This is a genomic window from Marinobacter salsuginis (genome assembly GCF_009617755.1).
GTDB lineage: Bacteria > Pseudomonadota > Gammaproteobacteria > Pseudomonadales > Oleiphilaceae > Marinobacter > Marinobacter salsuginis.
Genome location: NZ_BGZH01000001.1, coordinates 1,006,179 through 1,030,408, shown reverse-complemented (window position 1 = coordinate 1,030,408; position 24,230 = coordinate 1,006,179). Strand labels below are relative to the sequence as shown.

25 protein-coding genes are annotated in these 24,230 nt (G+C 56.9%); 15 read left to right on the top strand and 10 right to left on the bottom strand.

Features of this window, described 5'->3' with window-relative positions:
* The first annotated feature begins 84 nt into the window (after positions 1 to 84).
* The gene (locus tag GJU83_RS04725; protein WP_069184311.1) at positions 85 to 987 is read left to right on the top strand and encodes a LysR family transcriptional regulator; all 903 of its coding nucleotides are present in this window, start codon (positions 85 to 87) and stop codon (positions 985 to 987) included.
* Here GJU83_RS04725 and GJU83_RS04720 read toward each other — a convergent pair.
* On the bottom strand, positions 908 to 1,636 hold the full coding sequence (locus tag GJU83_RS04720) for a class I SAM-dependent methyltransferase (protein WP_167516387.1): 729 nt from the start codon (positions 1,634 to 1,636) through the stop codon (positions 908 to 910). The genes GJU83_RS04725 and GJU83_RS04720 overlap by 80 nt on opposite strands.
* Complete coding sequence (pdxR, locus tag GJU83_RS04715) at positions 1,633 to 3,066, bottom strand: MocR-like pyridoxine biosynthesis transcription factor PdxR (RefSeq protein WP_069184492.1); 1,434 nt, start codon at positions 3,064 to 3,066, stop codon at positions 1,633 to 1,635. Before pdxR ends, GJU83_RS04720 begins: the two co-directional genes overlap by 4 nt.
* Before the next feature lie 108 nt (positions 3,067 to 3,174).
* On the opposite strand from pdxR, the gene GJU83_RS04710 reads away from it, so the two are divergent.
* Positions 3,175 to 3,777, top strand: coding sequence for a pyridoxamine 5'-phosphate oxidase family protein (locus GJU83_RS04710; protein ID WP_069184310.1), 603 nt, complete (start codon positions 3,175 to 3,177; stop codon positions 3,775 to 3,777).
* On the opposite strand, the gene GJU83_RS04705 is transcribed toward GJU83_RS04710, so the two are convergent.
* Positions 3,772 to 4,248, bottom strand: coding sequence for a hypothetical protein (locus tag GJU83_RS04705; protein ID WP_069184309.1), 477 nt, complete (start codon positions 4,246 to 4,248; stop codon positions 3,772 to 3,774). The two genes, GJU83_RS04710 and GJU83_RS04705, sit on opposite strands and share 6 nt — an antisense overlap.
* A gap of 212 nt (positions 4,249 to 4,460) precedes the next feature.
* Here GJU83_RS04705 and GJU83_RS04700 point away from each other — a divergent pair, with 212 nt between their 5' ends.
* On the top strand, positions 4,461 to 4,784 hold the full coding sequence (locus GJU83_RS04700; RefSeq protein WP_069184308.1) for a hypothetical protein: 324 nt from the start codon (positions 4,461 to 4,463) through the stop codon (positions 4,782 to 4,784).
* 36 nt (positions 4,785 to 4,820) lie between these two features.
* The gene (locus GJU83_RS04695; protein ID WP_069184307.1) at positions 4,821 to 5,726 is read left to right on the top strand and encodes a homocysteine S-methyltransferase family protein; all 906 of its coding nucleotides are present in this window, start codon (positions 4,821 to 4,823) and stop codon (positions 5,724 to 5,726) included.
* On the opposite strand, the gene GJU83_RS04690 is transcribed toward GJU83_RS04695, so the two are convergent.
* On the bottom strand, positions 5,723 to 5,986 hold the full coding sequence (locus GJU83_RS04690; RefSeq protein WP_227514574.1) for a hypothetical protein: 264 nt from the start codon (positions 5,984 to 5,986) through the stop codon (positions 5,723 to 5,725). The genes GJU83_RS04695 and GJU83_RS04690 overlap by 4 nt on opposite strands.
* Before the next feature lie 191 nt (positions 5,987 to 6,177).
* Between GJU83_RS04690 and GJU83_RS04685 the strand changes: the two genes are divergently transcribed.
* From GJU83_RS04685 to GJU83_RS04675, 3 genes are all read left to right on the top strand, one after another.
* Positions 6,178 to 7,038, top strand: coding sequence for a LysR family transcriptional regulator (locus GJU83_RS04685; protein WP_069184306.1), 861 nt, complete (start codon positions 6,178 to 6,180; stop codon positions 7,036 to 7,038).
* A 66-nt stretch (positions 7,039 to 7,104) separates the two neighbouring features.
* On the top strand, positions 7,105 to 8,988 hold the full coding sequence (locus GJU83_RS04680) for a monovalent cation:proton antiporter-2 (CPA2) family protein (protein ID WP_069184305.1): 1,884 nt from the start codon (positions 7,105 to 7,107) through the stop codon (positions 8,986 to 8,988).
* A 55-nt stretch (positions 8,989 to 9,043) separates the two neighbouring features.
* Positions 9,044 to 10,741: a BamA/TamA family outer membrane protein gene (locus GJU83_RS04675; protein WP_227514573.1), complete on the top strand. Its 1,698-nt coding sequence runs from the start codon at positions 9,044 to 9,046 to the stop codon at positions 10,739 to 10,741.
* On the opposite strand, the gene GJU83_RS04670 is transcribed toward GJU83_RS04675, so the two are convergent.
* Positions 10,738 to 11,673, bottom strand: coding sequence for a DMT family transporter (locus GJU83_RS04670; protein WP_069184304.1), 936 nt, complete (start codon positions 11,671 to 11,673; stop codon positions 10,738 to 10,740). The genes GJU83_RS04675 and GJU83_RS04670 overlap by 4 nt on opposite strands.
* Positions 11,674 to 11,795: 122 nt before the next feature.
* Here GJU83_RS04670 and GJU83_RS04665 point away from each other — a divergent pair, with 122 nt between their 5' ends.
* From GJU83_RS04665 to GJU83_RS04645, 5 genes are all read left to right on the top strand, one after another.
* Complete coding sequence (locus GJU83_RS04665; protein ID WP_069184303.1) at positions 11,796 to 12,692, top strand: LysR family transcriptional regulator; 897 nt, start codon at positions 11,796 to 11,798, stop codon at positions 12,690 to 12,692.
* A 124-nt stretch (positions 12,693 to 12,816) separates the two neighbouring features.
* Entirely contained in the window at positions 12,817 to 13,443 is a 627-nt protein-coding gene (locus tag GJU83_RS04660; protein ID WP_069184302.1) for an NAD(P)H-dependent oxidoreductase, read from the top strand.
* A 116-nt stretch (positions 13,444 to 13,559) separates the two neighbouring features.
* Positions 13,560 to 14,525 (top strand): zinc-binding metallopeptidase family protein, encoded by a 966-nt coding sequence (locus GJU83_RS04655; protein WP_069184301.1) that lies wholly within the window; start codon positions 13,560 to 13,562, stop codon positions 14,523 to 14,525.
* A gap of 153 nt (positions 14,526 to 14,678) precedes the next feature.
* Positions 14,679 to 15,119: a hypothetical protein gene (locus GJU83_RS04650; RefSeq protein ID WP_227514572.1), complete on the top strand. Its 441-nt coding sequence runs from the start codon at positions 14,679 to 14,681 to the stop codon at positions 15,117 to 15,119.
* On the top strand, positions 15,092 to 15,958 hold the full coding sequence (locus GJU83_RS04645) for a DMT family transporter (protein ID WP_069184300.1): 867 nt from the start codon (positions 15,092 to 15,094) through the stop codon (positions 15,956 to 15,958). The genes GJU83_RS04650 and GJU83_RS04645 overlap by 28 nt, the downstream gene beginning before the upstream one ends.
* Here the strand turns inward: GJU83_RS04645 and GJU83_RS04640 are convergent.
* Complete coding sequence (locus GJU83_RS04640; RefSeq protein ID WP_227514571.1) at positions 15,928 to 16,419, bottom strand: nucleoside deaminase; 492 nt, start codon at positions 16,417 to 16,419, stop codon at positions 15,928 to 15,930. The genes GJU83_RS04645 and GJU83_RS04640 overlap by 31 nt on opposite strands.
* A 10-nt stretch (positions 16,420 to 16,429) precedes the next feature.
* Positions 16,430 to 17,059 carry a DNA-3-methyladenine glycosylase family protein gene (locus GJU83_RS04635; protein ID WP_069184299.1) on the bottom strand — a complete coding sequence of 210 codons (630 nt, stop codon included), beginning with the start codon at positions 17,057 to 17,059 and terminating at the stop codon, positions 16,430 to 16,432.
* A gap of 305 nt (positions 17,060 to 17,364) precedes the next feature.
* Between GJU83_RS04635 and GJU83_RS04630 the strand changes: the two genes are divergently transcribed.
* A complete protein-coding gene (locus GJU83_RS04630; protein ID WP_069184297.1) occupies positions 17,365 to 17,814 on the top strand; it encodes a pseudoazurin in 450 nt (149 codons plus the stop codon).
* Between the two features lie 48 nt (positions 17,815 to 17,862).
* Here GJU83_RS04630 and GJU83_RS04625 read toward each other — a convergent pair whose 3' ends face one another.
* Complete coding sequence (locus GJU83_RS04625) at positions 17,863 to 18,801, bottom strand: GGDEF domain-containing protein (RefSeq protein WP_069184296.1); 939 nt, start codon at positions 18,799 to 18,801, stop codon at positions 17,863 to 17,865.
* A 127-nt stretch (positions 18,802 to 18,928) separates the two neighbouring features.
* Here GJU83_RS04625 and GJU83_RS04620 point away from each other — a divergent pair, with 127 nt between their 5' ends.
* The gene (locus GJU83_RS04620; protein WP_174805011.1) at positions 18,929 to 19,099 is read left to right on the top strand and encodes a hypothetical protein; all 171 of its coding nucleotides are present in this window, start codon (positions 18,929 to 18,931) and stop codon (positions 19,097 to 19,099) included.
* Here GJU83_RS04620 and ovoA read toward each other — a convergent pair.
* Together ovoA and GJU83_RS04610 are read right to left on the bottom strand one after the other, a co-directional pair.
* Positions 19,074 to 21,221: a 5-histidylcysteine sulfoxide synthase gene (gene ovoA / locus GJU83_RS04615; protein ID WP_069184488.1), complete on the bottom strand. Its 2,148-nt coding sequence runs from the start codon at positions 21,219 to 21,221 to the stop codon at positions 19,074 to 19,076. The two genes, GJU83_RS04620 and ovoA, sit on opposite strands and share 26 nt — an antisense overlap.
* 113 nt (positions 21,222 to 21,334) lie before the next feature.
* On the bottom strand, positions 21,335 to 22,579 hold the full coding sequence (locus GJU83_RS04610; protein WP_141697225.1) for a multidrug effflux MFS transporter: 1,245 nt from the start codon (positions 22,577 to 22,579) through the stop codon (positions 21,335 to 21,337).
* An 88-nt stretch (positions 22,580 to 22,667) separates the two neighbouring features.
* Between GJU83_RS04610 and GJU83_RS04605 the strand changes: the two genes are divergently transcribed.
* The gene (locus GJU83_RS04605; protein ID WP_069184294.1) at positions 22,668 to 24,224 is read left to right on the top strand and encodes a BCCT family transporter; all 1,557 of its coding nucleotides are present in this window, start codon (positions 22,668 to 22,670) and stop codon (positions 24,222 to 24,224) included.
* Positions 24,225 to 24,230 lie beyond the last annotated feature (6 nt).

Here is a 24,230-nt window from a genome sequence, read left to right as displayed (position 1 = left end):
TTGATTCAATACCTGGAACGGATTCTATATCTTCACTTTTGTTGGTAATATCGACAAAAAATTAATTCAGGTATGCATTTCTGAATGGATTGGCGAACCGTTAAATTTGACTGGAACCGAGCACGCGCATTCCTGGTGACTGCGGAGGAGGGATCTCTCTCGGCTGCCGCAAAGGCGTTGGGCGTTTCGCAACCAACCCTGGGAAGACAGGTTGCGGCACTGGAAGAAGAGCTTTCTACAGCGCTTTTCGAGCGGGGTGGTCGAGGGCTGGAACTGACTCGGAATGGCCTGGATCTGCTTGCCTACGTTCGAGCGATGGGAGAGGCTGCCAGCAGCCTATCACTTGCCGCAACCGGTCAGGCAACGTCCATTGAAGGCGAGATCGCCATTTCGGCGTCAGAAATCACGGCCGCTTACGTTCTGCCCTCCATTCTGCACAAGCTTCGGAACCAGTATCCCGGAATTCGCGTCAACCTTGTTGCCTCCAACGAAGCCAGCGATCTTCGCCGCCGAGCAGCAGACATTGCCATACGCAATTTTCGGCCTACCGAACCTGATCTTATCGCCCGAAAGGTGGGTGAATTCTCTGCGACTCTTTTCGCCACACCGAAAATCCTGGCTGATCTGCCATCGCCGATGACCGAGGATCGTTGTAAGGCCCCATTCATCGGCTTTCTCTCAAACAATGAGAGATATATGGAAGCCTTGGCGCAACGTGGCTTCAAGCTGCAGGAGGAGCAATTTGTTGCCAGGACGGACAGCCATCTGGTTCATTGGCAATTGACTCGCGCGGGTATCGGTATTGGCATGATGCCCGTTGAGTTGGGTGATGCAGAGCCTCAAGTTGAGAGGGTCTTGGAGGATAAGGTGTTCGGCGGCGATGTCTGGCTTGTCTCCCATCGGGAACTCAGGATGAACCTGCGGGTTCGGACGGTCTTTGATTTTCTCGCGGCTGAGCTTTCCGAGTATTTTGAACCACAAAAATAATCGACTGCGGCGCCTGGCCCTCCGTTGAGGGTTCCCTGGTCTCTCGCACCGTCAATCCGGTTTTTGTGAACAGGTTTAGCCAATCAGAGAGTGTTCGGAAATACCAGGGAGCCGGATCGCCGAAATCGCCGGGTAGGCCAGCCCAGGTGCCGGGCTTCCAGCCAGTGATGTATTCGCCTTCCCGGAAAAAAGCGACCGGATGGAGCGTCTGGATAACACACACGCCATTTGGATTGAGGAGGTCAGGCAAGGCCTTGAGGAACGCGCTGGTTGAGGAATCTCCCAGCAAGGCAAAGTTGCTGACGACAAGATCGAACCTGCCTAAATCCGCTGTTTGTAGTTGTTCATAGGCGACTAACCTGAACGTTTCACTTCCCTGTTGCCGGGCGTATTCGATCAATTCTGGTACGGCGTCTGTTCCGGTGCCACGGTAACCGAGGCGGGTCAGCTCTCTGATCAGCCAGCCCTCGCCACATCCTGCGTCGAGAATTGAGCCGCCCGCAGGGCAGTAATCTTCAATGACACTAAGAACAGTGCTACTCGAGAGCATGCCGGGTGCACGTATGCCTGCCTCTTCCACTGCCTTGATCCAGGGCCGGGCATTTGAGTGCCAGGCGGCGAGAATCTGTTTTTCGTACTTCGATGTCATGGCTTGGCGAGCCCCGATCGTAGGGTGTTGACGCATTCTTTGATTTCGCGCTCATTGGCACTGGCAAATCCCATTACCAGGCCGGTTCTGGAGGATTCTCCCAGGAAGTGTGCGCTGAGCGGCGTGCTGCCAAAACTTCTGGTTTTCAACCATTGGCTGAGGGCCACATCATCAAATTCCCCTTCCAGCACCAGATGCATTCCCGCGCTTTCCGCCACTGGTTGGGCAAGTCCACCGAGCTTTTCGATCACCTCATGCTGGAAGAGTTGCCATTTGTCCCGGTAGAGCTGGCGCATACGCCTGAGATGACGCGTGAACTGACCACTCTCAATAAATTCGGCGATGGTGGCCTGGGTAAGGAGCTGCGTCTCGCCACCGCTGATCTGCTTTGCCCAGAGCAAGGGTTCGACCACCGCTTCCGGGACCACCAGATAGCCGATGCGCAACGCGGGTAGCAGGGTCTTGCTGAAACTGCCCATGTAGAGCACGGGCGCGTTCTCGAACAGGCCCTGAATGGCAGCGAAGGGCTTGTTGTAGAAGTGGAACTCGCTGTCGTAGTCGTCCTCGATGATCCAGCAGCCGGTTCGTTGGGCCCACTGAACAAGTGCCATTCTCTGGGACAGGTCCAGGATGCCGCCCATGGGGTATTGGTGCGTGGGTGTGCAAAACAGGAGTCTGGCCCTGGCCGACTCGAGGCCAGGCAGCGCCTCCACATCCAGGACCTGGTTTTTGAGAGGGATTGGAATCAGTGGATTGCCAAAGCGGCCCAGCGCGTTCCGGGCGCCACGGTATCCGGGGTTTTCACACAGGATGCTGTCACCTGGTTGCAGAAAAACATCCGCTAACAGCGAGAGCGCCTGCTGGGCGCCGTTGGTTATGATCACCTGATGCTCTTGGCAACGAACACCGCGGGAGGTTCGCAGGTAAGCGGCGATGGCGCGTCTCAGGGGTTGATAGCCCTGGATGCTGTCGTATCCCCGCAGTGATCGGCGGCTTTCCTGATGATGCATGATGCGATTCCAGGCCCGAATCGGAAACGCGTCCAGGTCCGGCAGGCCCGGCTGGAACGGCAAGCTGGCGTCTTCCACGGGTTTTGATTTTCCAGAGGGCCGCGCAGGAAGCGGCGGCAGCTCCATGCCAACCCCGACAGCTTTGTCCACGCCTGGTCCGGATGGTTTGACGACTGATTTGATGTCTTCGTGGACAAAGATACCCTTGCCGGCACGACTTTGAAGAAAGCCCTCGGCCTTGAGCTGTTCGTATACGGCGTTCACCGTGTTGCGGCTGATGCCCAGGTCCTGGGCCATCTGACGGCTGGGCGGCATTTGGCGCCCGGCCGGATATCGTTGGTCGAGTATCCGTTCGGCCAGTTGCTGATACAGCTGGTGTTGCAGTGGATGCTCACCATCCAGCCGGAGATCGTCAATCACGTCAACTGGTCCCATTTAAATTCATAATCTGGATCTTTTGATGGTATCAGAACTGCCTTTCAATAGAAGTACGTTTTTTTGAAGTGCAAGACCAGAAAGGAGCTTTTGATGACAACGACTGATGTGGCCCGCATTGGTGCGTCCCCGCTGACTTCCTGTCCGCGCAGTAGTGTGCAGAGGGCAGCCAAGAGAGCCAGTTATGATCGGGAAACAGCCTACAAACTGATTGATCGACTAAAAACGGCCCACCTGGGATTTGTTGAAGAAGGTGAGCCCCGGATCATTCCGATCACCGCCTGGCGGCTTGGTGATGATCTCTTCGTGCATACGCTGAATGGCGGACGGTTGTCCCGACGTCTGGAATCTGGCGCATTGCTCTGCATTTCCTTCGCCGTGACAAATGAATGGGTGATGACCAAATCGGCGTTCAATCACAGTGCCAACTATGAATCACTGGTGTTGTTTGGCCATGCGGTTCCGGTAACTGATGATGCTGACTTTGATGCCGCGTTCCGCGCGATTATCAACCAGATTGAGCCAGGACGGTGGGAACAGGTCAGGTCACCAAATGACAAGGAGCGAAAAGCAACGGCGTTATTCCGGATACCGATTGAAGAGGGGGCGTTCAAAAGCCGCACCGGCGGACCGAATGACGATCCGGAAGATCTCGGGTTGCCGGTGTGGCATGGGACTTTGCCAGCCGGATTATGAAGGCTCTCCGGGGGAGGTCTGGTCTTTTGGAGCCATTCGGAGGAATACACCCAACGATGCCAGGAGTAGGGCGGTGCTTGCGATGATAGCGACCGGATAGTAGAGATTTCCAGCCAGCTCCAGTTGGCTGTACTTGATGATCATGATCAGGCCCTCAAGCGACATGGCAACGCACACTGTTCCAATAAAACGCGGCAGTGTCCGCCGCATCATAGTGATGACATCGTGCGATTCTGAGCGTCCGCTGTATTCGGAGCGGATAACCATAGCGAGCTCGTAGACGGCAAGAGCAATGATGCTCCCGTTGACGCCTTTGATCAGGGCCTGCATGAGTTGCTGGCCAGATTGAAGGTCACTGATCACATCCATGACTGTTGCGCTGACGAGAGTAAAAGCCAACACAAAGAAAACCAGCGAAAACAGCCTGGCGAAAAGGGCACGCACTGGAATCGCGGCCAGCATGTTGATCATAGTGTTTAATCCCCGCGTTGATCGATTCAGGCGCAGGCTACGCCCGATAGAGCCTGATTTCACTTAAGGATTGCTCATTCTCTGTTAATGAGTTTCTTACGCTGTCCGGCCTGGTGCCTGTTTTGGGGCGTGAGGTTCCGCCGTCGTCGAGTATTGGGCTACCATGGTTGCTGCTGAGCGAATACGTCAAAATCTGGAGTCCACCGCAGCCAATGTCTGAAGATCCCCTCAAAACCCTGTCCGACCTTGCCAGCGATGCCCATGCCCGCATCCAGGCAGCCCATCAGCACATCAATCCGGTGGTGGAAGTTCGCCGGGGTATGCGCGGCGCCGGTATACCCGCGGATGTGATGACCATTGACTGTTTGCGCACCCGGCGAAGAATTACGCTGATTCTTCACGATGAACAGCCTGGCGTTCTGCTATATCAGTTTGTGACCATCGAGGATGAGGTGGGCAATGACTTTCAACAGATGGCACTTGGCGACATGACAACCACCAAACTGTTCGAGTGGATTCAGGACTATTTTGGCTGACTGGCGCTAATTAAAACGCACCCTGACGAGGACTTTATGAAACCTGTTGCACTTCTCGACGGCGGCCTGGGCCAGGAAATCTATCGCAGGGCCATGAATGTTACGTCACTGCTGTGGTCGGTGGCGGTCATGCGGGAGCAACCGGAGGTTGTCACCGATGTCCACGCTGACTTCATCAGGGCGGGCGCCCGGACCCTTACACTGAACACCTATGCCGCGACGCCAACGCGACTGGCCAGAGAGGGCCTCGGCGACGAGATTGGTGCAATCCATCAGCGCGCTTTCGAGGTGTTGGAGCGAGCCATCGCGTTAGCCGGCGCCGAGGTTGATATCGCCGGTTGTCTGCCACCGCTGGTTGGTAGCTACCGTGAACAACCTGCCCGGACGTTCGAGGACTTGAAGTCAGAGTTCGATGTGCTCGTGAAATTGCAGGGTGGCGCGGACGTTTTCCTTATCGAAACCATGACCAACTCGCTGGAGGCGAGCGCCGCTTGTGCTGCCGCCAGTGAATCAGGTAAGCCTTTCGGCGTGGCATTCAGGCTGGAGGCCGATGGCAAGCTCCGGTCAGGAGAAACCCTCGCAGAGGCCGTCGAAGCGGTGAAGGCGTCAGGACCAACGGCCATTATGCTCAATTGCTGCGACCCGGAAGTCATTTCGCTGGCAATGCCAGAGCTGGCCGGTTTGTTCCCATGCACCGGCGGCTACGCCAACGCGTTCAAAACGGTTGAGCCGATGGCCGGCGGAGCGCTGGTGGATGAACTGGAAGCCAGACCGGACGTTTCTCCCGGGCTATATGCGCTTCAGGTGAAGCAGTGGCTGGAGGACGGCGCAGCCGTCGTTGGCGGCTGTTGTGAAATCACGCCGGAGCACATCAGCCATCTGGCCGATGTGCTGACAGACGAGTATCGCCTTATAAAGTTCTCGGAACTGGCCCGCCGTTAACCGGCGAGTCGAGGGCTTTTCGTCCTGCGCGCTTCCTTGGCACGTTTGGAGCGGCGTGCCTCGATGTATTGCATTGCATCATTCCGGATAGGAAGGTGCAGTGCCCCTTCCAGATCAAGGCGTTCGTAACCAAGATCGGAAAGCGTATCGTCTTTTTCTTTAAGCAGTGACTGCGCCATACGCCGGAATTTCTGACGCCTTGCGTACCCTTCAATCCACTGCATTGCGGCGTTTGCGTGATGCTCTGTGTGCTTCAACATGTCTACGGCCCCGAGTGTTGGTGAATGGCTTGCCGCAGCTCGTTTAGAGGTGTTGTGTTACTCGCTAACGGGTGCCTGTAACCAATATTCTGGTGTTGTTTTTGCCTTCAATCAAACGAAAAGAATTTAAGATCTCGTTCAGTTATGCTTAAGGGAGTTGCCGGTCATCAATCCAACCGAAAGGTCCGCACATGAATATGCCTCTGCTTGATAACGACGTGCTCAGGAGTTTCATTGCCATTGCGGAACACGGCACGTTCACCAGTGCCGCCAAAGCTGTGCACCGAACGCCGTCAGCCCTTAGCATGCAGATCAAACAGCTTGAACAGAACCTCGGCAAAACTCTCTTTATCCGGGAGCCCAGGAGAGTCTCTCTGACGGCGGAAGGTGAGGTTCTCCTGGATTACGGGCGCCGGCTGTTACGCCTTAATGAAGAGGCCGTGCAGCATTTCCTTGCGCCAACCCTCGAGGGGAAAGTGGGTATTGGCACTTCCGACGATGTTGGCACCCGGATTCTGCCGGACGTTCTGGCGGAATTTGCCAGATCCTACCCTGCCGTGCTGGTTGACGTTGTGGTTGGCTCTAGCAAACAGAATCTGGCGCGTCTGGATGCCGGTGAACTCGATATGACCCTGGTGACCGTGGCCGATGAGGGACGAATCCCCCGTGGCGAGGTGGTTCACGAAGAACCGCTGGTTTGGGCCGGGAGAGAGGGCTCATCGGCCTATCAACGTTCTCCGCTGCCGATTGCCATGGCCCACGAAGGATGTGCCTGGCGGCGCATGACACTCAGGGCACTGGACAGGGCGGGCATACCCTACAGGATTGCCTACACCTGTGAGCATTGTTCCGGCCAGGAGGCGGCAATGCTGGCGGACTTGGCCGTGGCCCCGTTTCCGCAAAGCCTGATCCGCCCGCCTCTGAAAGAGGTAGCCGGTGATACCCTCCCGCAAATCGGACTCTATCAGCTGGCTTTGGTACGGCGGGGTTCAAACCCCCTGAATGATGCGCTCGCGTCTCATGTGAAAGAAGCGTTCCAGGGTCTACGCTAAACGAAGGCGCCACGAATGGACCGTTGCGCACCCCTGGCCCCCGATTTTCAATCAAGGAAACCTTAGATGACAGTATATTTCGTCCAGGCGTTTATCTACCTGGTCGCAGCGGTAATTGCTGTGCCCCTGGCAAAACGACTGGGGCTCGGCTCGGTCCTCGGCTACCTGGTGGCGGGTGTGGTGATTGGTCCTGTCACCGGGCTGGTAGGGCAGGAAGCCAACACCATCCAGCATTTTGCCGAGTTTGGCGTCGTTATGATGCTGTTTCTGGTAGGCATGGAGCTCGACCCCAAGGCGCTGTGGGCCATGCGGGTCCGTCTGGTGGGTTTGGGCGGGCTACAGGTGGTGCTGACGGCGGCAGCCGGTATGGGGGTGGCCGTGTGGTTGGGACTCCAGTGGCAGACGGCGCTTGCGGTCGGTTTGATCTTCGCCTTGTCTTCCACGGCGATTGTCCTGCAGACACTCAACGAAAAGGGATTGGTTAAAACCGAAGGCGGTCGCAGTGCCTTCTCGGTGTTGTTGTTCCAGGATATTGCGGTCATTCCCATGCTCGCACTGATCCCGCTGCTGGCGTTGCCGGAATTGATGGCGGCCGGCGGCGCTACCGACGACCATGGCAGCCACTTGAGCCTGGTAGACAGCCTGCCAGGCTGGGCCCATGGGCTGGTTGTGGTGGCGGCCATCGCCGCCGTGGTTGTGGGTGGCCATTACCTGAGCAGGCCCCTGTTTCGGTATGTGGTGCAGTCGGGCTTGCGTGAAGTATTTACCGCCACGGCTCTGATGCTGGTCATCGGGATTGCGGCCCTGATGAGCCTGGTGAATCTGTCTCCGGCGCTTGGGGCCTTCCTGGCCGGTGTCGTGTTGGCTAACAGTGAATTCCGGCATGAACTGGAAGCGAATATTGAGCCGTTCAAGGGACTGCTTCTGGGCCTGTTCTTTATTACCGTGGGCGCGGGCATCAATTTTGACGTTCTGGCGGAGCAATGGGGCACGGTGGTGTCCCTGGCGGTGTCCGTGATTGTCGTCAAGGCCGCGATTCTGCTGGGCCTGGCGTTGCTGTTCAGGGTTCATGGCAGTAATGGCTGGCTGTTCACGCTATCTCTGGCTCAGGCTGGTGAATTTGGCTTTGTGCTTCTGACCTACAGCGTCCAGAACAACGTGATTCCTGTGGAAACCTCCCAGATTCTGTCCCTGGTAGTCGCGCTGTCCATGTTCCTGACACCGTTGCTGTTTATTGTCTATGACCGGCTGGTGTTGCCGCGCTACCGGCGATCCCAGAACGATGAGCGGGAGGCGGATACCATCGACGAGCAGGCGCCGGTTATCGTCGCCGGAGTTGGTCGTTTCGGCCAGATAGTCTGCCGGTTGTTGCGGGCCAACAATGTCCCGATTGTTGCGCTGGACCATGAGATTGAACAGATCGAGAACCTCCGGCAAATCAATATCAAGAGTTTCTTCGGTGACGCCAGCCGGCCGGATTTGCTGGAGACCGCCGGCATCGAACAGGCCCGCTTGCTTGTGGTGGCTATCGACGATCGGGACCGTTCGGTCCAGATGGTGGAGCACGTAAAGCAGTTTTTCCCCGGTGTCTGGGTGTTGGCACGGGCTTTCGACCGGGGGCACGGCTACCGGTTGAGGGAAGCAGGTGCCGATGATGTCGTGAGTGAAACCTATCATTCGGCACTTGAGCTCGGCGGTCATGCATTGACCGCCATGGGGGTGCATCCGATGCGTGCCCGCCAGATGACCTGGGCATTTCTCGACAACGAAAAAGCCCACGAGGATGAGTTGTTCGAAGCCTGGAAAGAAATCGAGGAAGGTATCCGGTTCAGCCCCCGTTATGGTGAACTGTTCATGAAGCTGGAAGAAGCGCTCAGTAGCGCCATGCACCGTGACTGGGAAGAGCCGAAACAGGAGGATGTTCCTGTATGGCGACCGCCCGACCGCTGACAGTGAAACAACGCTGGGCTAGATTAGTGTCGGTACGGCTGTTGAGGTGAGTGTGGTGTTCAGGAAAGCGCTTGTTGTTTCAGGCCTGGTTTTCGCAGGATCCTGCGCTGCTGCCGAATCGGACAGATACAACTGCATTGCCAGCAGCATTCAGCCGGAAGCCATTGATCTGGACAAACCGAGGGACCAACTCGCCCGGCAGAACGATCTGGTCATTCCGGAGGGCGCGCGCATTGGTAGCATCCGCATTCTTCGCCGTCCGATCTTTGATACCACTGATCCGGAGCAGAACAACGCGCTGTATCGAACCCTGAACGCCCTCAACACGCCTACCTGGGAATCTGCGCTGCGGGCCCAGTTGGTGTTCGAGCAAGGCGACGTCTACGAGCCCGAGCTTATTTCCGAATCCGAGCGGGTGCTGCGCCAGCGGGAGTATCTCACCGCAGCCTGGGTGGGCGTTACCCGGGTTTGTGGGGACGAACTTGAGGTAAGTGTTCTGACGCGGGATACCTGGACGCTTTTCCCCAGTGTTGGTGTGTCGCGATCCGGTGGTGAGAACACCACCAACTTCGGGCTTTCTGATCCCAACTTTGCCGGGTCAGGGAAGAGCCTTGGTATCGGCTATGCAAAGGACCCCGATCGTACTGAAACAAGTCTCTACTTTGATGATCCGAACGTGCTGGGCTCGCACTGGCAGGCCGGGTTCTCGTTCGATGAACGGAGCGACGGCCGGGGCCGAGGCGCTTACCTGGAAAGGCCTTTCTTCAGCGAAACCACCAACTGGCGATTTGGCCTGAGTGGTATCGACGATGTCCGGGAGGAATCCCGCTACGTAGGGGCGGAGGCCATTGCCGATTATCGGCGCAGCCACGAATTTTTCAGCATTGATGGAGGCTGGCGCCTGGCTGAGAAGGACGACCGGCAACTGAGATTGCTTGCCGGCTACCGCTACGATGCACTGGTATTCGACCGTTTACCCGACGAACTCAATCTCGACATCCTGCCGGAAGACAGAACCCTGAGTTATCCCTGGATTGGCTTCGATTACCGCCAGAATCGCTTTCGGGAAATGACCAACCTGACACGGCTTCAGAGGGTCGAAGATGTGCGGGATGGCTTCGTGTGGCGTACCGAGCTGGGTTATTCCGGCAGCGGGCTGGGTGCCACTGAGGACCGTGTGGTTCTCAATATGGATTTCCGGGATGTGCTGCACGTAACCCAGACCAATTATGCCAGCTATACCCTCAGCCAGAGCGGCACCTACCGCCTCGACGAGGACCGGGTGGAAAACCTGCTGGGCACAGCAAGCGTGCAATACTTTCATGGCGGCTCGGAACGCTGGAACAGCTGGTACACCAAGCTGGCGTTCACCGCAGCACACAATCTGACGGCTGATCAGCAGCTGCTCATCGGGGGCGAGAACGGGCTGCGCGGTTACCCAAGTGAGTACCAGCAGGGCAATCGCCGGGTGCTCTGGACCCTGGAGCGACGTTACTTCCCGGATTGGCATCCGTTCCAGTTGTTCCGGGTGGGCGGCGTGGTGTTTACTGACGTCGGCCGGGCCTGGTTCACCGACGACCGGAATAGTGGTCCTGACGAAGGGGTGCTGAAAGATGTCGGCTTTGGCATGAGGCTGGCGTCCAGCCGCATCGAGGTGCAACGGATGCTGCTCCTCGACTTTGCCTTCCCGCTGGACGGCGACGATAGTATTGATGATTTTCAGATACTGTTGCGGGGTCGAAGCCAGTTCTAGCGCACAGGTTCTGCCTGAGCCACACTGGGTTGCGCTTTCGTCCTGTTGCTTATCCTGAGCCCGAGGATCACCAGGAAAGCACCCAGCCAGATGGTTACAGAGTAGTGCTCCTCGAACCAGATAACACCTATGAGCAATCCGAAGACGGCCGCCACGGCTCCGAGCTGACTGTAAAAAACCGGGTCAGAGCGACCCTGAAGTTCAAAGGCGCAAAGGTAGGTCAGCGCGGTTAGTAGTCCCTGCAGAACGACAATGCCAATAAGATCCGATCCCGTACCCTTCGGAAAAATAGGGGTTTCCGTCAGGCTGGCGATCAGGGCAAGCGTGAAGGCCGACGCCAGCAGCGTACCCGATGCAAGGACCATGGGTTTTACATCATCAGGCCAGGCGACTGAGCGATAGACGTTACCGATGGATAGCATCGCCGGGATAATCAGGCCCATGGCGAACCAGGCTATGTTCGGGCTGCTGATCTCGGAATGACGTTGCAGCACAATCCAGGCGCAGGCGACGACCGCAATAGACAACCCAGCCAGTTTGATCCAGCTTCGTTTTTCCAGGCCGATGCTGGTGGCGAGCAGGAACGTAAAGATTGGGGGAAGGGCATACATGATTCCCGTGAAACCGGCTCCGAGTTTGGTCACCAGATAAAATCCGATCACATTCGGGATCGCGATACCGGTCAAGCCGCTGATGAGGAAATAGCGGGTCAGGCGACGTTCCAGCAGAGAACGGCGTTTTTGGGAGCACAACAGTAGAACGGCTCCTGCAATGAGCGTTTGCCAGAAGGCATAGGTGACGGCAGGCATACCCTGGGATGTTGCCGCTTTCGCCAGCGCCAGCATCAGTGCAATCAGAAATCCGTTGGCCAGCAGTAGGCCCCAGATCAGGGCTTGGGGAGGGATAAAGGAACGCTGCGCTGTCGCTATCATCACTGAATGCTCCGGTTGGTGAGGCGGGTTGTTGATAGTCAGTTTGCAGCAATTAATTGGGTTGATAATTGGGTCTGGGCGAACAATACTCCTTCCAAATCAGAAATAATCAGGAGTTTTAAGTGGCTACGGACAAGCTGGTGGCAATGAAAATTTTCAGGCGCGTTGCAGAGCTGGGTAGTTTCACCCGGGCTGCGGATGACCTGGATATAACCGCTGCAACGGTGAGTAAGCATATTGCCTTTCTGGAACGGGATCTGGATACCAGGCTGATCAACCGCACCACCCGCCGCATGAACCTGACTGGTGCCGGGCTCGCTTTTCTGCAACGTACTCAGGCGTTGTTGGATGATCTGGACGAGGCAGAGCTTGAGGCAAGAGGGTTGCAGGCAGAGCCTCGAGGCACGATCAGGCTGAACGTTCCCATGTCGTTCGGCTTGACCCACATAACAGAGGCCATCGACAGTTTTCTGCGCGACTATCCCGAAATCGATATCGACCTTCAGCTCAGTGATCGAATGGTTGATCTGGTGGAGCAGGGCGTAGACATCGCTATCAGGGTTCGAAGCTCCCTGGCTGATTCAACCCTCATGGCCAGGCCACTGAGAACGTCCAGAAATATTGTATGCGCATCACCAGACTATCTGAAAAATGCCCCGGAAATTCTTGGTCCGGAAGACTTGACACGGCACAACTGCCTGACGTTTTCACTGCATGACAGACCGGGAGTCTGGGAGCTGGGTGATGGGGAGGTGAGAGTCAGTGGCAACTACCGAACGGACAGCAGCCTGGCGATTCGCCAGAGCCTTTTGAGGGGAGCCGGCGTTGGTTTATTGCCGCGCTTTCTGGTGCAGGGCGATATTGAAAAGGGCGTCCTGGTTCCCTTGCTGACCAATTTCCCGCCCAAGCCCTATACCGTATTCGCCCTGTTTCCGCCGGGGCGCAAGCAACCCACCAAGGTTCGCCTGCTGCTTGACCATCTGGACCAGCATCTGGGCGAGAAGCCTTATTGGGAATAGCGCTGATTCCTTGGCTCAACTTCTGGCTATTTCCATTTTGGAAAATATGTAGTTCTATTTCATCCGTTTTTTAGGGTTCGCCGGTTCCATAGAGTGGTTACCTCAAACTGAAGGAGGCAACCCTATGAACATACACGAAGCCCTGGACTGGCGTTACGCCGTCCGCGAGTTTTCACCAGAAAAGCTTGATGGCCAAACGGTGGAAACACTGGTGGATGCAGCCCGCAAGAGCGCATCTTCCTATGGACTGCAGCCATACAAAATTCTGATTGTTGAGAGCAAGTCGGTCCGGAAGGATTTGCTGCCTTATTCGTATGGCCAGCAGAAGGTCTTGGACTGCTCGCATTTGATTGTTTTTGCCGCGCAGACAGACATTGGTGATCACACCGTCGACAGGTATGTCACGCAGTTTGAGAAAACCCGGAGCGTACCCGCGGCGGAGATCTCGGGCTATGTGACTCACATGAAAGAGGCACTCGCATCCAAGTCGCAAGCAGAGAAGCAGGCATGGGCGCACCAGCAAGCCTATATTGCCCTGGGCACGCTGCTCACCGCGGCCGCCTCCATGCGGATCGACAGCTGCCCGATGACCGGTTTTGACCACAACGCCTATGATGACGTGCTGGGGTTGGCAGAGTTGGGGCTGGAGAGCTCGGCCATTGTTGCCCTGGGTTACCGCAGTGCCCGTGACCGGAGTTCTGGCTTGCCGAAAGTGCGTTTTGATTACGACGATCTGGTCATCACGATGTAAGGTTTGGCTGGGCCGATTGGCCTCTCTGGCTGGTGTTCCTTGGCTATAGGGTATAGGTTCGGGAGAACGGCGACACATTCTCGAGCAAACTGCCGTATAAAAGGAGCACCAGCTCTATGAAGGTTTTCTCCAACCCGGTTGGTTCCGGAAATCTGTGGTTTGACAATCTCACCACTGCCGAGGGCACGCCGGTCGCTTACGATCCACAGGCCAGGGCATTCGTCCCCATGCCGCCTTTCTGCGTGAATCGGGACATTATCGGCTGCAACTGGATTGCGCCTGAGAAAGGGGCTTTCTGCAGGTCGTGCGCGATGACGGCGCTGGCGCCGGACCCGAACATTCCCAATGCCATGCCGAACTGGGCCGAGACTGAGGCTGCGAAGCGGTGGGTGCTGGATAACCTCGGGCGCTGGCACTGGTTTCGCCCGGAAGATCCGGGCACCCGCCCGGTTTTTCATATGTTGGCGGAAGGACTGACTCCTGTTGCCATGGGGCACGCCAATGGTGTGGTTACCATCAGTGTTGCAGAGGCGGATCCGGTGGTTCGTACCACCCGACGACAAGCCCTCGATGAACCCTACCGCACCATGGTTGGCCATATGCGCCATGAGATCGCTCATATGCTCTGGTGGCGTCTGAGTTTGCGGGAAGATTTTCTGGATGCGTTCCGGGAAATGTTTGGTGATGAGCGCGCCGATTATCCGGCGGCCCTTGAGCATCACTATCATAACGGTCCGCCAGAGGACTGGAGGCTGTTCTACCTGACCAGTTACGCCTCGGCACATCCTCATGAGGACTGGGCAGAGACTGCCGCGCACCTGCTCCACCTGACAGACATCACCGACAGCCTGGTGTCATCGGGGCTGACATCGCCGGAAGTGCCCAGACAGGGCTGGGATCCTTACGCCGAGCCCGACACAGCCATGCTGATTAACGTCGCGGCGTCGCTGGCCATTCGGGTCAACCATGTGAACCGCTCCATGGGCCTTTCTGACCTGTATCCGTTTGTGTTGTCAGAAACGGCGCAACGCAAACTCGCGTTCGTGCACGACTGGTTGCGCCGGGGCGCCCAGGGCCTCTAGTGAGAGTTTGCGCCGGCCAATCAGGCCGGCGCCATTGGGATGGCCTGCTGGGTTCTTGGCCTCATTGAGTCCCCGGCAGGATCGGAAACCAGGACAGAACATGCCTGAGCGTTTATGATCGGCGATCTGATTCACCGGATTAAAAAGGCCCCTATGAAGTTTCCAAAGGTGACTGTTGTACTGGTATCTGCCGCCCTGCTGTTTGTTCTCTGGGACCAGACCCGCGAACAGCCCGACCCCATCGACGCAAGCCGCCTTTCCAACTTGCAGGTCAATCCCGTTGAACTCAGTGCTGCAGTCGACTGGATTTTCGGGCAGATTCCGGACTTCTGCTCGGATGTTACGGGCGAGGGTAGTGGCGCGACGGCCCAGTCTGATTGCGTCGAAAAAGCCGAAGCTCGAACCTCTACGTGTCGGCGGATGCTTTACGATAGATTCCCGAGTGTTGTTGCCTCGGAGGCGGTATTCCGGGATGTTTCGCTCACGGCCATGGCGTGTCTGGTGCCCCGATCAGGAATCGTGAACCAGCCAACGGTTCTTCCCGATAGTTACAGGATCCCAATTGCATGCCCATCTCTGCTCACTATGGTTTGACGGTACTGATCTGGGGGCTGACCTGGACAGCGATTCGGCTGCAGGTTGAAGCAGCCCCTGTCGATATCTCCGTGTTTTACCGGTTCGTTATGGCCTCTGTGGTGACACTGGTGGTTCTTGCCATCGCGCGCAGATTGGAGAGGCTTACCCTGACACAGCACGGCTGGCTGGTACTGCAGGGAGCGACCCTGTACAGCATCAACTTCCTTCTGATCTATCGTGCGGCAGAATCGATGACAAGCGGTCTGCTGGCGGTGGTATTTTCCCTGGCCGCGCTGTTTAATGCCCTGAATGGCTGGCTCTGGTTGCGATTGAGGCCCACCGCTCGGCTGTATCCGGCAATCTCTCTGGGGATCACCGGTGTGGCCCTGCTGTTCTGGCACGATTTGCAGCTGGGTAACGCCACCGCCACCAGCATTTTGTTCGCCATTGCAGGAACTTTCTGGTTCTCCATGGGTAACCTGGTCAGCATCAAGGTGCGGATGTCACAGGTGCCGCTGTTCCTGGCCAACGCATGGGCCATGGTTTACGGCGCGGTGATTCTTGGCATCTGGTGCCTGTTGCAGGGTGTTGAGTGGGTAGTCCCCACCTCGGCGACTTTCTGGGGCGCAACCGTCTTTCTGGCCGTTCCCGGCTCAATCATCGCGTTTTATTGCTACATCACGGTGATTCAGACGCTCGGTGCCGACAAGGCCGGCTACGCGACGGTGCTTTTCCCCGTGGTTGCCCTGAGCGTTTCGACCTGGCTCGAGGGCTTTGAGTGGACAACAACGGCGGTACTGGGTGCCACGCTGGCACTGCTGGGAAATTACGTTTTGTTCCGATCGGCCAAAGCGTAGCGCTCGTGAAGCTCTCGCAGAGCGTCAGCAAGGGTGGGGAAGGGACCCTCGGTGGGAACACCTGGAACCACCTGATTAATCGGAAGGGTTGCCACGGGCGGTGGCGCCACGTGCAGTTCGTCCAGCCAGGCTGAAAGCTGCTCCGACGAGCTTGCATAAACGATTCGCCCAAGGCCAACCCAACCGTGTGCAGCCGCGCACATCGGGCAGTGCTCTCCAGAGGTATACACTGTGGAGGCGGCTCGCTCATCCGGGGTCATGTTGGCAGCCGCCCAGCGGGCTATCTCGAATTCGGGGTGTCTGGTCTCGTCCCCACCTGCAGTTTCGTTATGTCCCTCGTACCTGACGGCACCGGTTTCATCCACCAGCACGGAGCCAAAAGGCGGGTTTCCGCTGTCCACTGCCATTGAGGCTAACTCCACACAGCGGGCCAGGTGTTTCATTTCGGTTTCGTAGATCACGCTGCCTCCTTCATTGACCTCGTGCGTCCAGGTAATGCATCCAAAGCATACGAGCGGCTACGGCTCGCCACGGCTTCCATTGTTCCGCAAAAACAAGTTGTTCATCTCTGGTTGGCCGGGCCTCCAGCTGTTTGATGTCCTGTAGCGCGGATGCCAGAGCCAGGTCTCCCTGAGGCCAGACATTCGCTCGCCGGAGCGCCATCATGTAATAGACGTCGACGGTCCAGGGCCCGAGACCCGGTATATCCAAAAGGTGGCTTCGGCCCTGCGCATCGTCAAGGCTGTCAAGCTTTGAGAGTTCCAGCGCACCGCTGGCAACCCGATTGGCGAGCTCGACGCAGTACCGGGCTTTTTGCCGTGTAAGCCCGACTTGCCTCAGCTCAGACTCGCCAGCCTTTTGGACCAATTCCGGGGTTACCGATCCTAGATGCGACGCGAGCCGCTGAAACATGGTGGCTGCGGCTTTGATCGAGACCTGTTGTTCCAGAATGATATGCACCAGTGAGGCAAACCCCGGCTCTCGAGCCCAGAGTGGCGGGTACCCAAGCCGGTCCCGGATCCTGTATAAATCGGAATCTCTCTCGGCCAGAACGTCAACGCCCATTCTCAAGGTTTCGTCAGTAATTGTCTTTTGTTGCATAAACCCCTTTTAGCTTAATGGCTCGCCGATTCCCGATCTCCGTTCAGGATCTGCTGTTGCACAAAGGAGCGAGCTTGCTCTTGCAGTGTATGCCGTCGATCTTTGGTTCCGCCATCATTCAATATCCGAAGACATGATGCCAATTTGTACGAAACAGGCCCTCATTGGTTCTCAGGGCCGAGCCTTGGCGAACCAGGGGGGGCATTCCCATAAGGATATGCCCTTAGAGTCGAAAGGGATCCTGATGTGGATGGGCCGCGTAGTTTTTATTGCTTTAAATGACCAACCAATGAGGTGAAGTCACTATGAAATTAACGCTGAAACACACCTTTGCTGCAGTTGCACTCTCTTTTATTTCTGGCGTTGCAATGGCGGCCGAACACGTCGTTGAAATGAAGAACTCCGGCGCTGACGGTGCCATGGTCTTTGAACCGGGATTTGTTAAGGCCGAGCCTGGCGATACCGTCAAATTTGTCCTTGTCGATCCAGCCCACAACTCAGTGTCCGTAGAGGTGCCTGAGGGTGCTGTAGGTTGGCAGGGAGCCATGAATGAGGGCATCACGGTGACCCTGAACGAAGAGGGCGTATACGTTTATAAATGCACGCCCCACGCCGCGTTGAACATGGCCGGTGTGATTCAGGTAGGCGAAGCGGTCAATTACGACTCTGCGAAAGCCGCCGTGGATAAGCTCACTGCAGCCGCTGCAACGAATAAGGACCGCCTGACCGGTTACTTTGAGCAAGTCCAGAAGTAAACTAATCGGGATAGAGGCCGCTCAGATTACTGCGCGGCCTTTTCTATTCTAATCGAAGACAATTCGATTACGGCCGTCCCGCTTCGCTTTATAAAGTCGCTGGTCGACCAGATCCAGGAAATCGGCGATGCGGTCGTCGCGTGAGGGAATCACAGTGCCTATTCCCATGCTCATCGTAACCTTTTTACTCTGCGGGCTGTCTCCCCGGGGAAGTTGTTCCTCACGAAGCAACTGACGGCAACGTTCAGCCACTCTGGTGGCAGCTGGCGTGTCCGTTTCGGGCAAGACGATCACGAATTCCTCACCGCCGAACCTTGCCACGAAGTCGCGGGGACGTTGGGCCGCGTTCTCCAGTATCGTGGCGATTCGTTTGAGACACTCATCACCCTGCAAATGGCCGTTAAGATCGTTGTACGCTTTGAAATTGTCGATATCCAGCAGTATGACTGACAGAGAAGACTGGTGTCGGATGGCGTCGTTCCAGTTCTCGTTCATGACGGTATCAAACATTCGGCGGTTTGCGACGCCGGTGAGTCCATCCTTGTAAGAGTACTCTTCCAGTTTCTTCTGCAGAGCGACCAATTCGTCTTCGGTTTTCTTGCGCTCGCTGATGTCGAACATAAAGCCGATAAGAGCCTCGACATCACCGTTATCGTCACGCAGTACATGCACCACATCCCGCAACCAGACGTATTCTCCTCGTTCGGTGAGGGCCCGATAGTCCGCCTCATGATCGACTCCGGCCTCGGATTGCGATACGCAGAAATTGACGACCCGCTCCCGATCCTCGGGGTGCATGCGGGTGGCCCAGTCGTCTACGGTCAGCCAGCTGTCCTGGGGCCAGCCGAGCAGGGCTTCAATCTGGGGCCCTATGTACTCGAATCGCATGGTTCGCCAGTTGATTTTCCAGGGAATCGCTTTGGTTGACTCCAATAAGGTTCTGTAAACGGAGCTATCTTCAACCAGTCCAGCGGGGTTGTCACTCAATGCATTGTTCTCCGATTACCGAGCCAGAGCAGCTCTGTTTCTGCGTGATGAACGTAATAGGAACGTTGTTTCCTATGATTAAGATAAACCAGTCCCCGCGACAAAAATACCGCTTTTGGCGCTTCGCATGAACACCAACCTGGATGGCGATAACGTTTACAGAGACATCGTGCTGGGGAGGCTGTTGTGCCTGGCGAGCGGTCAAGTAGCCACCAACTGGTTCGATCAGTTGGTGGACCACAAGGCGATCAGTGAGGGGATCACCGCGCTGATCAGCGCGGCAACCGCTCCCAAATAGTTACTTCCGACAGGGTATGCTGGAACTTGTGCTGGGTTTCGCGAATCACGAACGGAACTTTTCTCGGCTCATTGACTAACCGGAAGTGCTTGGAGAGGTGATCTTTCAAGCCATCCAGGGTGGTGTGATTCTCACCGTCCTTTTTGAAACCGCCGATCCACTCTTCCTTTGGGGTGTGCTCTTCCAGCCAAGTGTAGGGCGAGGCGATAACCAGCAAACCACCGTCGTTGATCCGTTCGTGAATGCTGTCCAGAAAACGTCTGGGCTTATAAAGCCTGTCGATCAGGTTGGCCGCCAGAACAAGATCGTAGTCCGAGTACTGCGGTTTGAGATTGCAGGCATCACCCTGATAAAAACTGACTTTCGCCGCGTGCTTGTCAAGTGCCAACTCTTTGAGGGTTCTTGTGTGGTAACTGACCAGTTCGCCTTCCTCTGCAAGCGCGTAGCGGATGGAGCCTTGCTCGGCCATCTCCACACCCAGACGGATAAAGTTGGCGGAGAAGTCGACACCTTCAACCTGGTCGAACTCTCTCGCCAATTCAAAACTGGAGCGACCACAGGCGCAGCCGAGGTCCAGCGCTTTACCGGTCGACTTGCCCCTCATGGCTTCCAGAGCAATGTCCGCCATGGCTCTCGGGAAATTCTCGACACCAAACCAGGAGTCGCCGTAATGGAATTCCGCGTACTCAGTCAGCAACCGGTCGCTTTCGTAGTAGGCGTTGGGTTGCACCGCCTCGCTTTCAGAGGCGATGTAGCGGAACCCCGCGTGCTGGAAGAAGTGTCTGCGGAAGGCGTAGCGGGCCGATAGCCGGGCTTCGTTGCCGCAGGAGATCCACGAACCGCCCTTGATAAGGTTATGCTGCCCGTCGAACGTCGGTGTCGTGAAGTCATCGTAGAGCGGATGAACTTTGAAGTTATCGAACGGATAGGTGGGCGTTTCTGTCCACTGCCAGACGTTGCCAACAACGTCGAACCAGTTACCGTGCCTGAACCGGGTCACCGGGCACGATGATGCCCCGTGATCCAGGTGGAGATTTGCGTTGGCAGGGTCGTGACCCACTTCCTCGATCCCAGCCTCCGCACAAAGTCGGTACCACTCATCCTCCGTTGGCAGGCGGATAGGCTGGCCGGTTTGTTCCCTTTTCCACTCGCAAAAGGCTTTGGCCTCGTGGTAATTGACTTCTACGGGCCAGTCCCAGGGCATCTCGACTTCTTCTGTCATCAGGCGGAGATGCCAACCATTCTGCCAGCGCCAGAAGGTTGGGTGCCGGGCCTCGGCGAATTGCCGCCAGGCACAGCCTTCCTCGCTCCAGAACCGGTCCTCCTGATAGCCGCCGGCCTCGACGAACTGAAGGAATTCCTGGTTACTGACCAGATATTGGCTGGCCCTGAATTCTTCTACCTCGGCGTCATGCTCGCCGTATTCGTTGTCCCAGCCGTAGCAGGCGTCATCGTAGGATTTCCCGATGGAGACTGTGCCGGCGGGCACGGTAATCAGCTCATTTTCCGGCGCTTCACCGGTTTCGCGAATGGGAGCCCATTCTGGCTGGGGGCGGACCCGTGCCAGATCGTGTTGGCGGATCAGCACGGACGAGGTCTCCAGGTGTATCCGCTCGTGCTCGACCCCCATGACGATGGGCCACCAGGGGCTCTCCCAGTTAATCGGCAGGCTGAGCGGCAGTGTTTCCACTAAATCGAGAACCGTGGCACGGACTTTGGCCCGGTAATCCATCACTTCGGCCACGGTTGGCCAGTCATAATGGTCCTCGTCCAGATCGTCCCAGCTCATCTCATCGACACCCACGGCAAAAATAGACTCCATGTGTGGATCAATGCGCTCGGGTAGCAGCTTTGCCAGTACCAGTTTGTTAACAAAGAAAGTGGCTGTGTGGCCCAGGTAGAAAATCAACGGGTGTCTGAGGGGGATCGACTTCTGGAAATATCCGGAATCATCGGCCAGGCATTCGAACAGGCGGGTATAGGTGTCAAAGGTATTCGTGAAATAGGAAGCGATTTCGTCTCGCTTGTCCTCAGCGTCCCCGGCTGTGAGATTCGGTGTTCTCAGTAGGCCTGCGTGTGATTCAAGTGTTCTGGTAGGAGATTCTGCTTCCGGTATTGGCATTATCATTTCTGGCCACGTCCTTTGTTGTGTTCGCTTATAGCAGTACGTCTTGTGTGGAGGAGATGGTTCATTCCTCCCCGAAAACTGTTTAGACGATCCTTGTGCTGAAAGTGTTACACGCCGGATTCTTTCGCCAAAGCCACCGCCCTTGGTGCGCCCAGTGCCAAAAGAACAGCACCCGTTGAACAGGCAAGCATAGCAAATGCGATGCTGGGCAATGTCTGATCCCCCGTGATTGAGGACAGGGTGCTGATGGCGCCGGCAATCGTAAATTGCGAGGCGCCCAGCAATGCCGCGGCGGTGCCGCTGAGGTTCGGAAAGAATTCCATGGCGTTGGCCATGTTGTTGGGCACGATGCCGCCCTGGCAACCAATGGCAACAATGATGCAACCTGCGACCAACCAGAGCGGTCCCTGGAGTTGGACGCTGGCAACCAGAGCGACAAGGGCCAGCCATTGGGCGATGACCTGCGCGCGCACCAACTGGACTGAGGAAAATCGTCTCAGCAGGGGGCGGTTGAGCAAATTGAGGCCAGCCATGAAGCCAATGTTGGCGGCGAACAGGATGGCGAAGGTGCTGTTGGAGAGACCGTACCACTCCTGGTAGATGAACGAGGAATGGGTAATAAATAACAACATGGTGCTGAAACAGAGGACCTGTATCCCGATGAACCGCATGGTGGTTGTGTGCCGGAGCACGAGCAGATAGTTGGTCACCAGGGATCGAACCGGTGTCTTGATGGGGGCTCTTGGTTTCAGCTTCGGGAAAAGCGCCACCTGCAGAACCACCACAAGAAACGCCGCGTAGCCGGCCAGCATGAGAAAGATCCACTGCCACTCGCCAAGCGCCAGCATGAGTGACCCCAGCGAGGGAGCCGCTGCCGGGGCTATGAACATGATCAGGCCAATCAGGCCAAAAAGCCTTGCGGCGTCTTGCCCGCTGACTTCGTCGCGAACAATGGCAGGAACCGATACCGCACAGAAGGCGCCACCAATACCCTGGGCTATCCGCCAGAACACCATGTCGGACAGACTGTCGGCCATAGACACCATCACGGCTCCGGCCATGAAGATCAGCAGTCCTCCGAAAAGGATTGGCTTGCGACCGTATCGGTCAGACAGGGGGCCGCCAACCAGTTGGGCCAGACCCAGCGTGGTGACATAAGCGCTGAGGGTCAGCCCCACATGCCCGTGGTCAATGCCTAAACCATCGGCGATGTCCGGAAACGCAGGCAAGTAGGCATCAAGTGCCAGGGGCCCGAGTGCCACGGTCATGCCAAGCAATATCGCCAGGTACAGGTGGGACAAAAGAATCCTCCTAAAAAGATAGAATCCTAACAATACGGTGATGTTTTTCATCGGACCATGCGTATTTTCAGAAATCCCCCGTGCATGAGGCTTTCACTTCCTGTAGCCTGCGCGGCTTTTTCTCCCGGAGGCAGACCCGATGACCGTTCAATCCCAATCTCTCCCGCGAGCCAGAAGCGGGCCGTTTTCTGAAAGTGATCCTGTCGTTCTGGTGCTCACTATCGGCTTCATTCTTCTGTTCGTGGGTGCCTCAATCATCGACAGCAGCCACGTGGCCGACCTGATCGGCGCCGGGTTTGCGTGGACCGCCACCTACCTGGGATCCTTTTTCCAGTTGCTGCTACTTCTGACGTTTTTCATTGCGATTGGCACAGCCCTGAGCCGCGCTGGCGCCGCGCGGATAGGCGGGCTGGAAAAACCGGAAATAGGGCGTTTCCGGTGGTTGTCGATGATCATGTGTACCTTGTTGGCCGGTGGCGGCGTGTTCTTTGCCGCCGGTGAACCGGTTTACCACTTCGTCGTGACGCCCCCGGCGTTTGACACCGAAGCCGGCTCCGCCGCAGCGGTCGCCCCGGCTATGGCCCAGTCGTTTACTCACTGGGGATTCCTGGCCTGGGCCGTGCTCGGCTCCCTTACCGCGCTGGTACTGACCCGGGCCCATTACGGCCAGGGCAAACCGCTGCAACCGAGAACGCTGCTGTACCCGGTTTTCGGTGAGAAGGTGATTCAGGGCCGCCTCGGCGGGGTTATTGATGCTTTCTGTGTGATCGCTGTGGTGGCCGGAACCGTCGGCCCCATCGGTTTTCTCGCCACCCAGATGAGCTTCGGGTTGCACGAGTTGTTTGGCGTGGAGGACGGGTATGGCACCCAGTTGACCGTGTTAGTGGTATTAGCCGGCGTTTACATGACCTCAGCCATGACCGGTCTGCACAAGGGGATCCAGTTGCTGAGCCGTTTTAACGTCATTCTGGCGCTGGTGATTGCCGGTGTCATTTTTGTCTTCGGGCCAACTCTGTTCCTGGCCAATACCTATACTCAGTCCATGGGTGAATACGTCACCTCCTTCTTTGTCATGGCAACCATGACTGCCGAAACGGCGCCAGCCTGGTGGATGAAATGGTGGACGGTTTTCTTCTTTGCCTGGTTCATTGGCTACACGCCGCTGATGGCGGTCTTCGTCGCCAGAATCTCCCGGGGCCGGACAGTGCGCGAAATGGTCCTGGCGGTAGCCGTGCTGGCGCCGATCGCCACCACTATCTGGTTCACCCTCCTGGGGGGCTCCGGTATCTACCACCAGCTTGCCGGTACCTTCGACCTCACCGAAGCGCTTAATAACTTCCGCTTTGATGTCGCCACTCTGACGGTGGCACAGGCCCTGCCCGGTGGTACCTGGATGGCGGCTGCGATTCTGCTACTGACAACCATTTTCGTCGCCACCACCGGCGACTCCATGAGCTATTCCATTGCCATGGTCGGCGCAGGCCATGACGAACCAAACCCGTGGATTCGTGTGTTCTGGGGTGGTGCCATGGCGCTGATGGCGGCAATTCTCCTGTACATGGGCGCCGGCCAGATTGATGTGCTGCAGCAGTTCATTGTGCTGACGGCGATTCCGGTTTCGCTGATTATCCTTCCCTCGCTCTGGACCGGCCCGAAAGCGGCCATGGCAATGGCGCGAGAGCAGGGCCTGGTCTAGGCTTTT

Coding starts and splice junctions, on each gene's coding strand:
- GJU83_RS04725 (WP_069184311.1), top strand. CDS start 85: ATGGATTGGCGAACCGTTAAATTTGACTGGAACCGAGCACGCGCATTC.
- GJU83_RS04720 (WP_167516387.1), bottom strand. CDS start 1,636: ATGACATCGAAGTACGAAAAACAGATTCTCGCCGCCTGGCACTCAAAT.
- GJU83_RS04710 (WP_069184310.1), top strand. CDS start 3,175: ATGACAACGACTGATGTGGCCCGCATTGGTGCGTCCCCGCTGACTTCC.
- GJU83_RS04705 (WP_069184309.1), bottom strand. CDS start 4,248: ATGATCAACATGCTGGCCGCGATTCCAGTGCGTGCCCTTTTCGCCAGG.
- GJU83_RS04700 (WP_069184308.1), top strand. CDS start 4,461: ATGTCTGAAGATCCCCTCAAAACCCTGTCCGACCTTGCCAGCGATGCC.
- GJU83_RS04695 (WP_069184307.1), top strand. CDS start 4,821: ATGAAACCTGTTGCACTTCTCGACGGCGGCCTGGGCCAGGAAATCTAT.
- GJU83_RS04690 (WP_227514574.1), bottom strand. CDS start 5,986: ATGTTGAAGCACACAGAGCATCACGCAAACGCCGCAATGCAGTGGATT.
- GJU83_RS04685 (WP_069184306.1), top strand. CDS start 6,178: ATGAATATGCCTCTGCTTGATAACGACGTGCTCAGGAGTTTCATTGCC.
- GJU83_RS04680 (WP_069184305.1), top strand. CDS start 7,105: ATGACAGTATATTTCGTCCAGGCGTTTATCTACCTGGTCGCAGCGGTA.
- GJU83_RS04670 (WP_069184304.1), bottom strand. CDS start 11,673: ATGATAGCGACAGCGCAGCGTTCCTTTATCCCTCCCCAAGCCCTGATC.
- GJU83_RS04660 (WP_069184302.1), top strand. CDS start 12,817: ATGAACATACACGAAGCCCTGGACTGGCGTTACGCCGTCCGCGAGTTT.
- GJU83_RS04655 (WP_069184301.1), top strand. CDS start 13,560: ATGAAGGTTTTCTCCAACCCGGTTGGTTCCGGAAATCTGTGGTTTGAC.
- GJU83_RS04650 (WP_227514572.1), top strand. CDS start 14,679: ATGAAGTTTCCAAAGGTGACTGTTGTACTGGTATCTGCCGCCCTGCTG.
- GJU83_RS04645 (WP_069184300.1), top strand. CDS start 15,092: ATGCCCATCTCTGCTCACTATGGTTTGACGGTACTGATCTGGGGGCTG.
- GJU83_RS04635 (WP_069184299.1), bottom strand. CDS start 17,059: ATGCAACAAAAGACAATTACTGACGAAACCTTGAGAATGGGCGTTGAC.
- GJU83_RS04630 (WP_069184297.1), top strand. CDS start 17,365: ATGAAATTAACGCTGAAACACACCTTTGCTGCAGTTGCACTCTCTTTT.
- GJU83_RS04620 (WP_174805011.1), top strand. CDS start 18,929: ATGAACACCAACCTGGATGGCGATAACGTTTACAGAGACATCGTGCTG.
- ovoA (WP_069184488.1), bottom strand. CDS start 21,221: ATGCCAATACCGGAAGCAGAATCTCCTACCAGAACACTTGAATCACAC.
- GJU83_RS04610 (WP_141697225.1), bottom strand. CDS start 22,579: ATGAAAAACATCACCGTATTGTTAGGATTCTATCTTTTTAGGAGGATT.
- GJU83_RS04605 (WP_069184294.1), top strand. CDS start 22,668: ATGACCGTTCAATCCCAATCTCTCCCGCGAGCCAGAAGCGGGCCGTTT.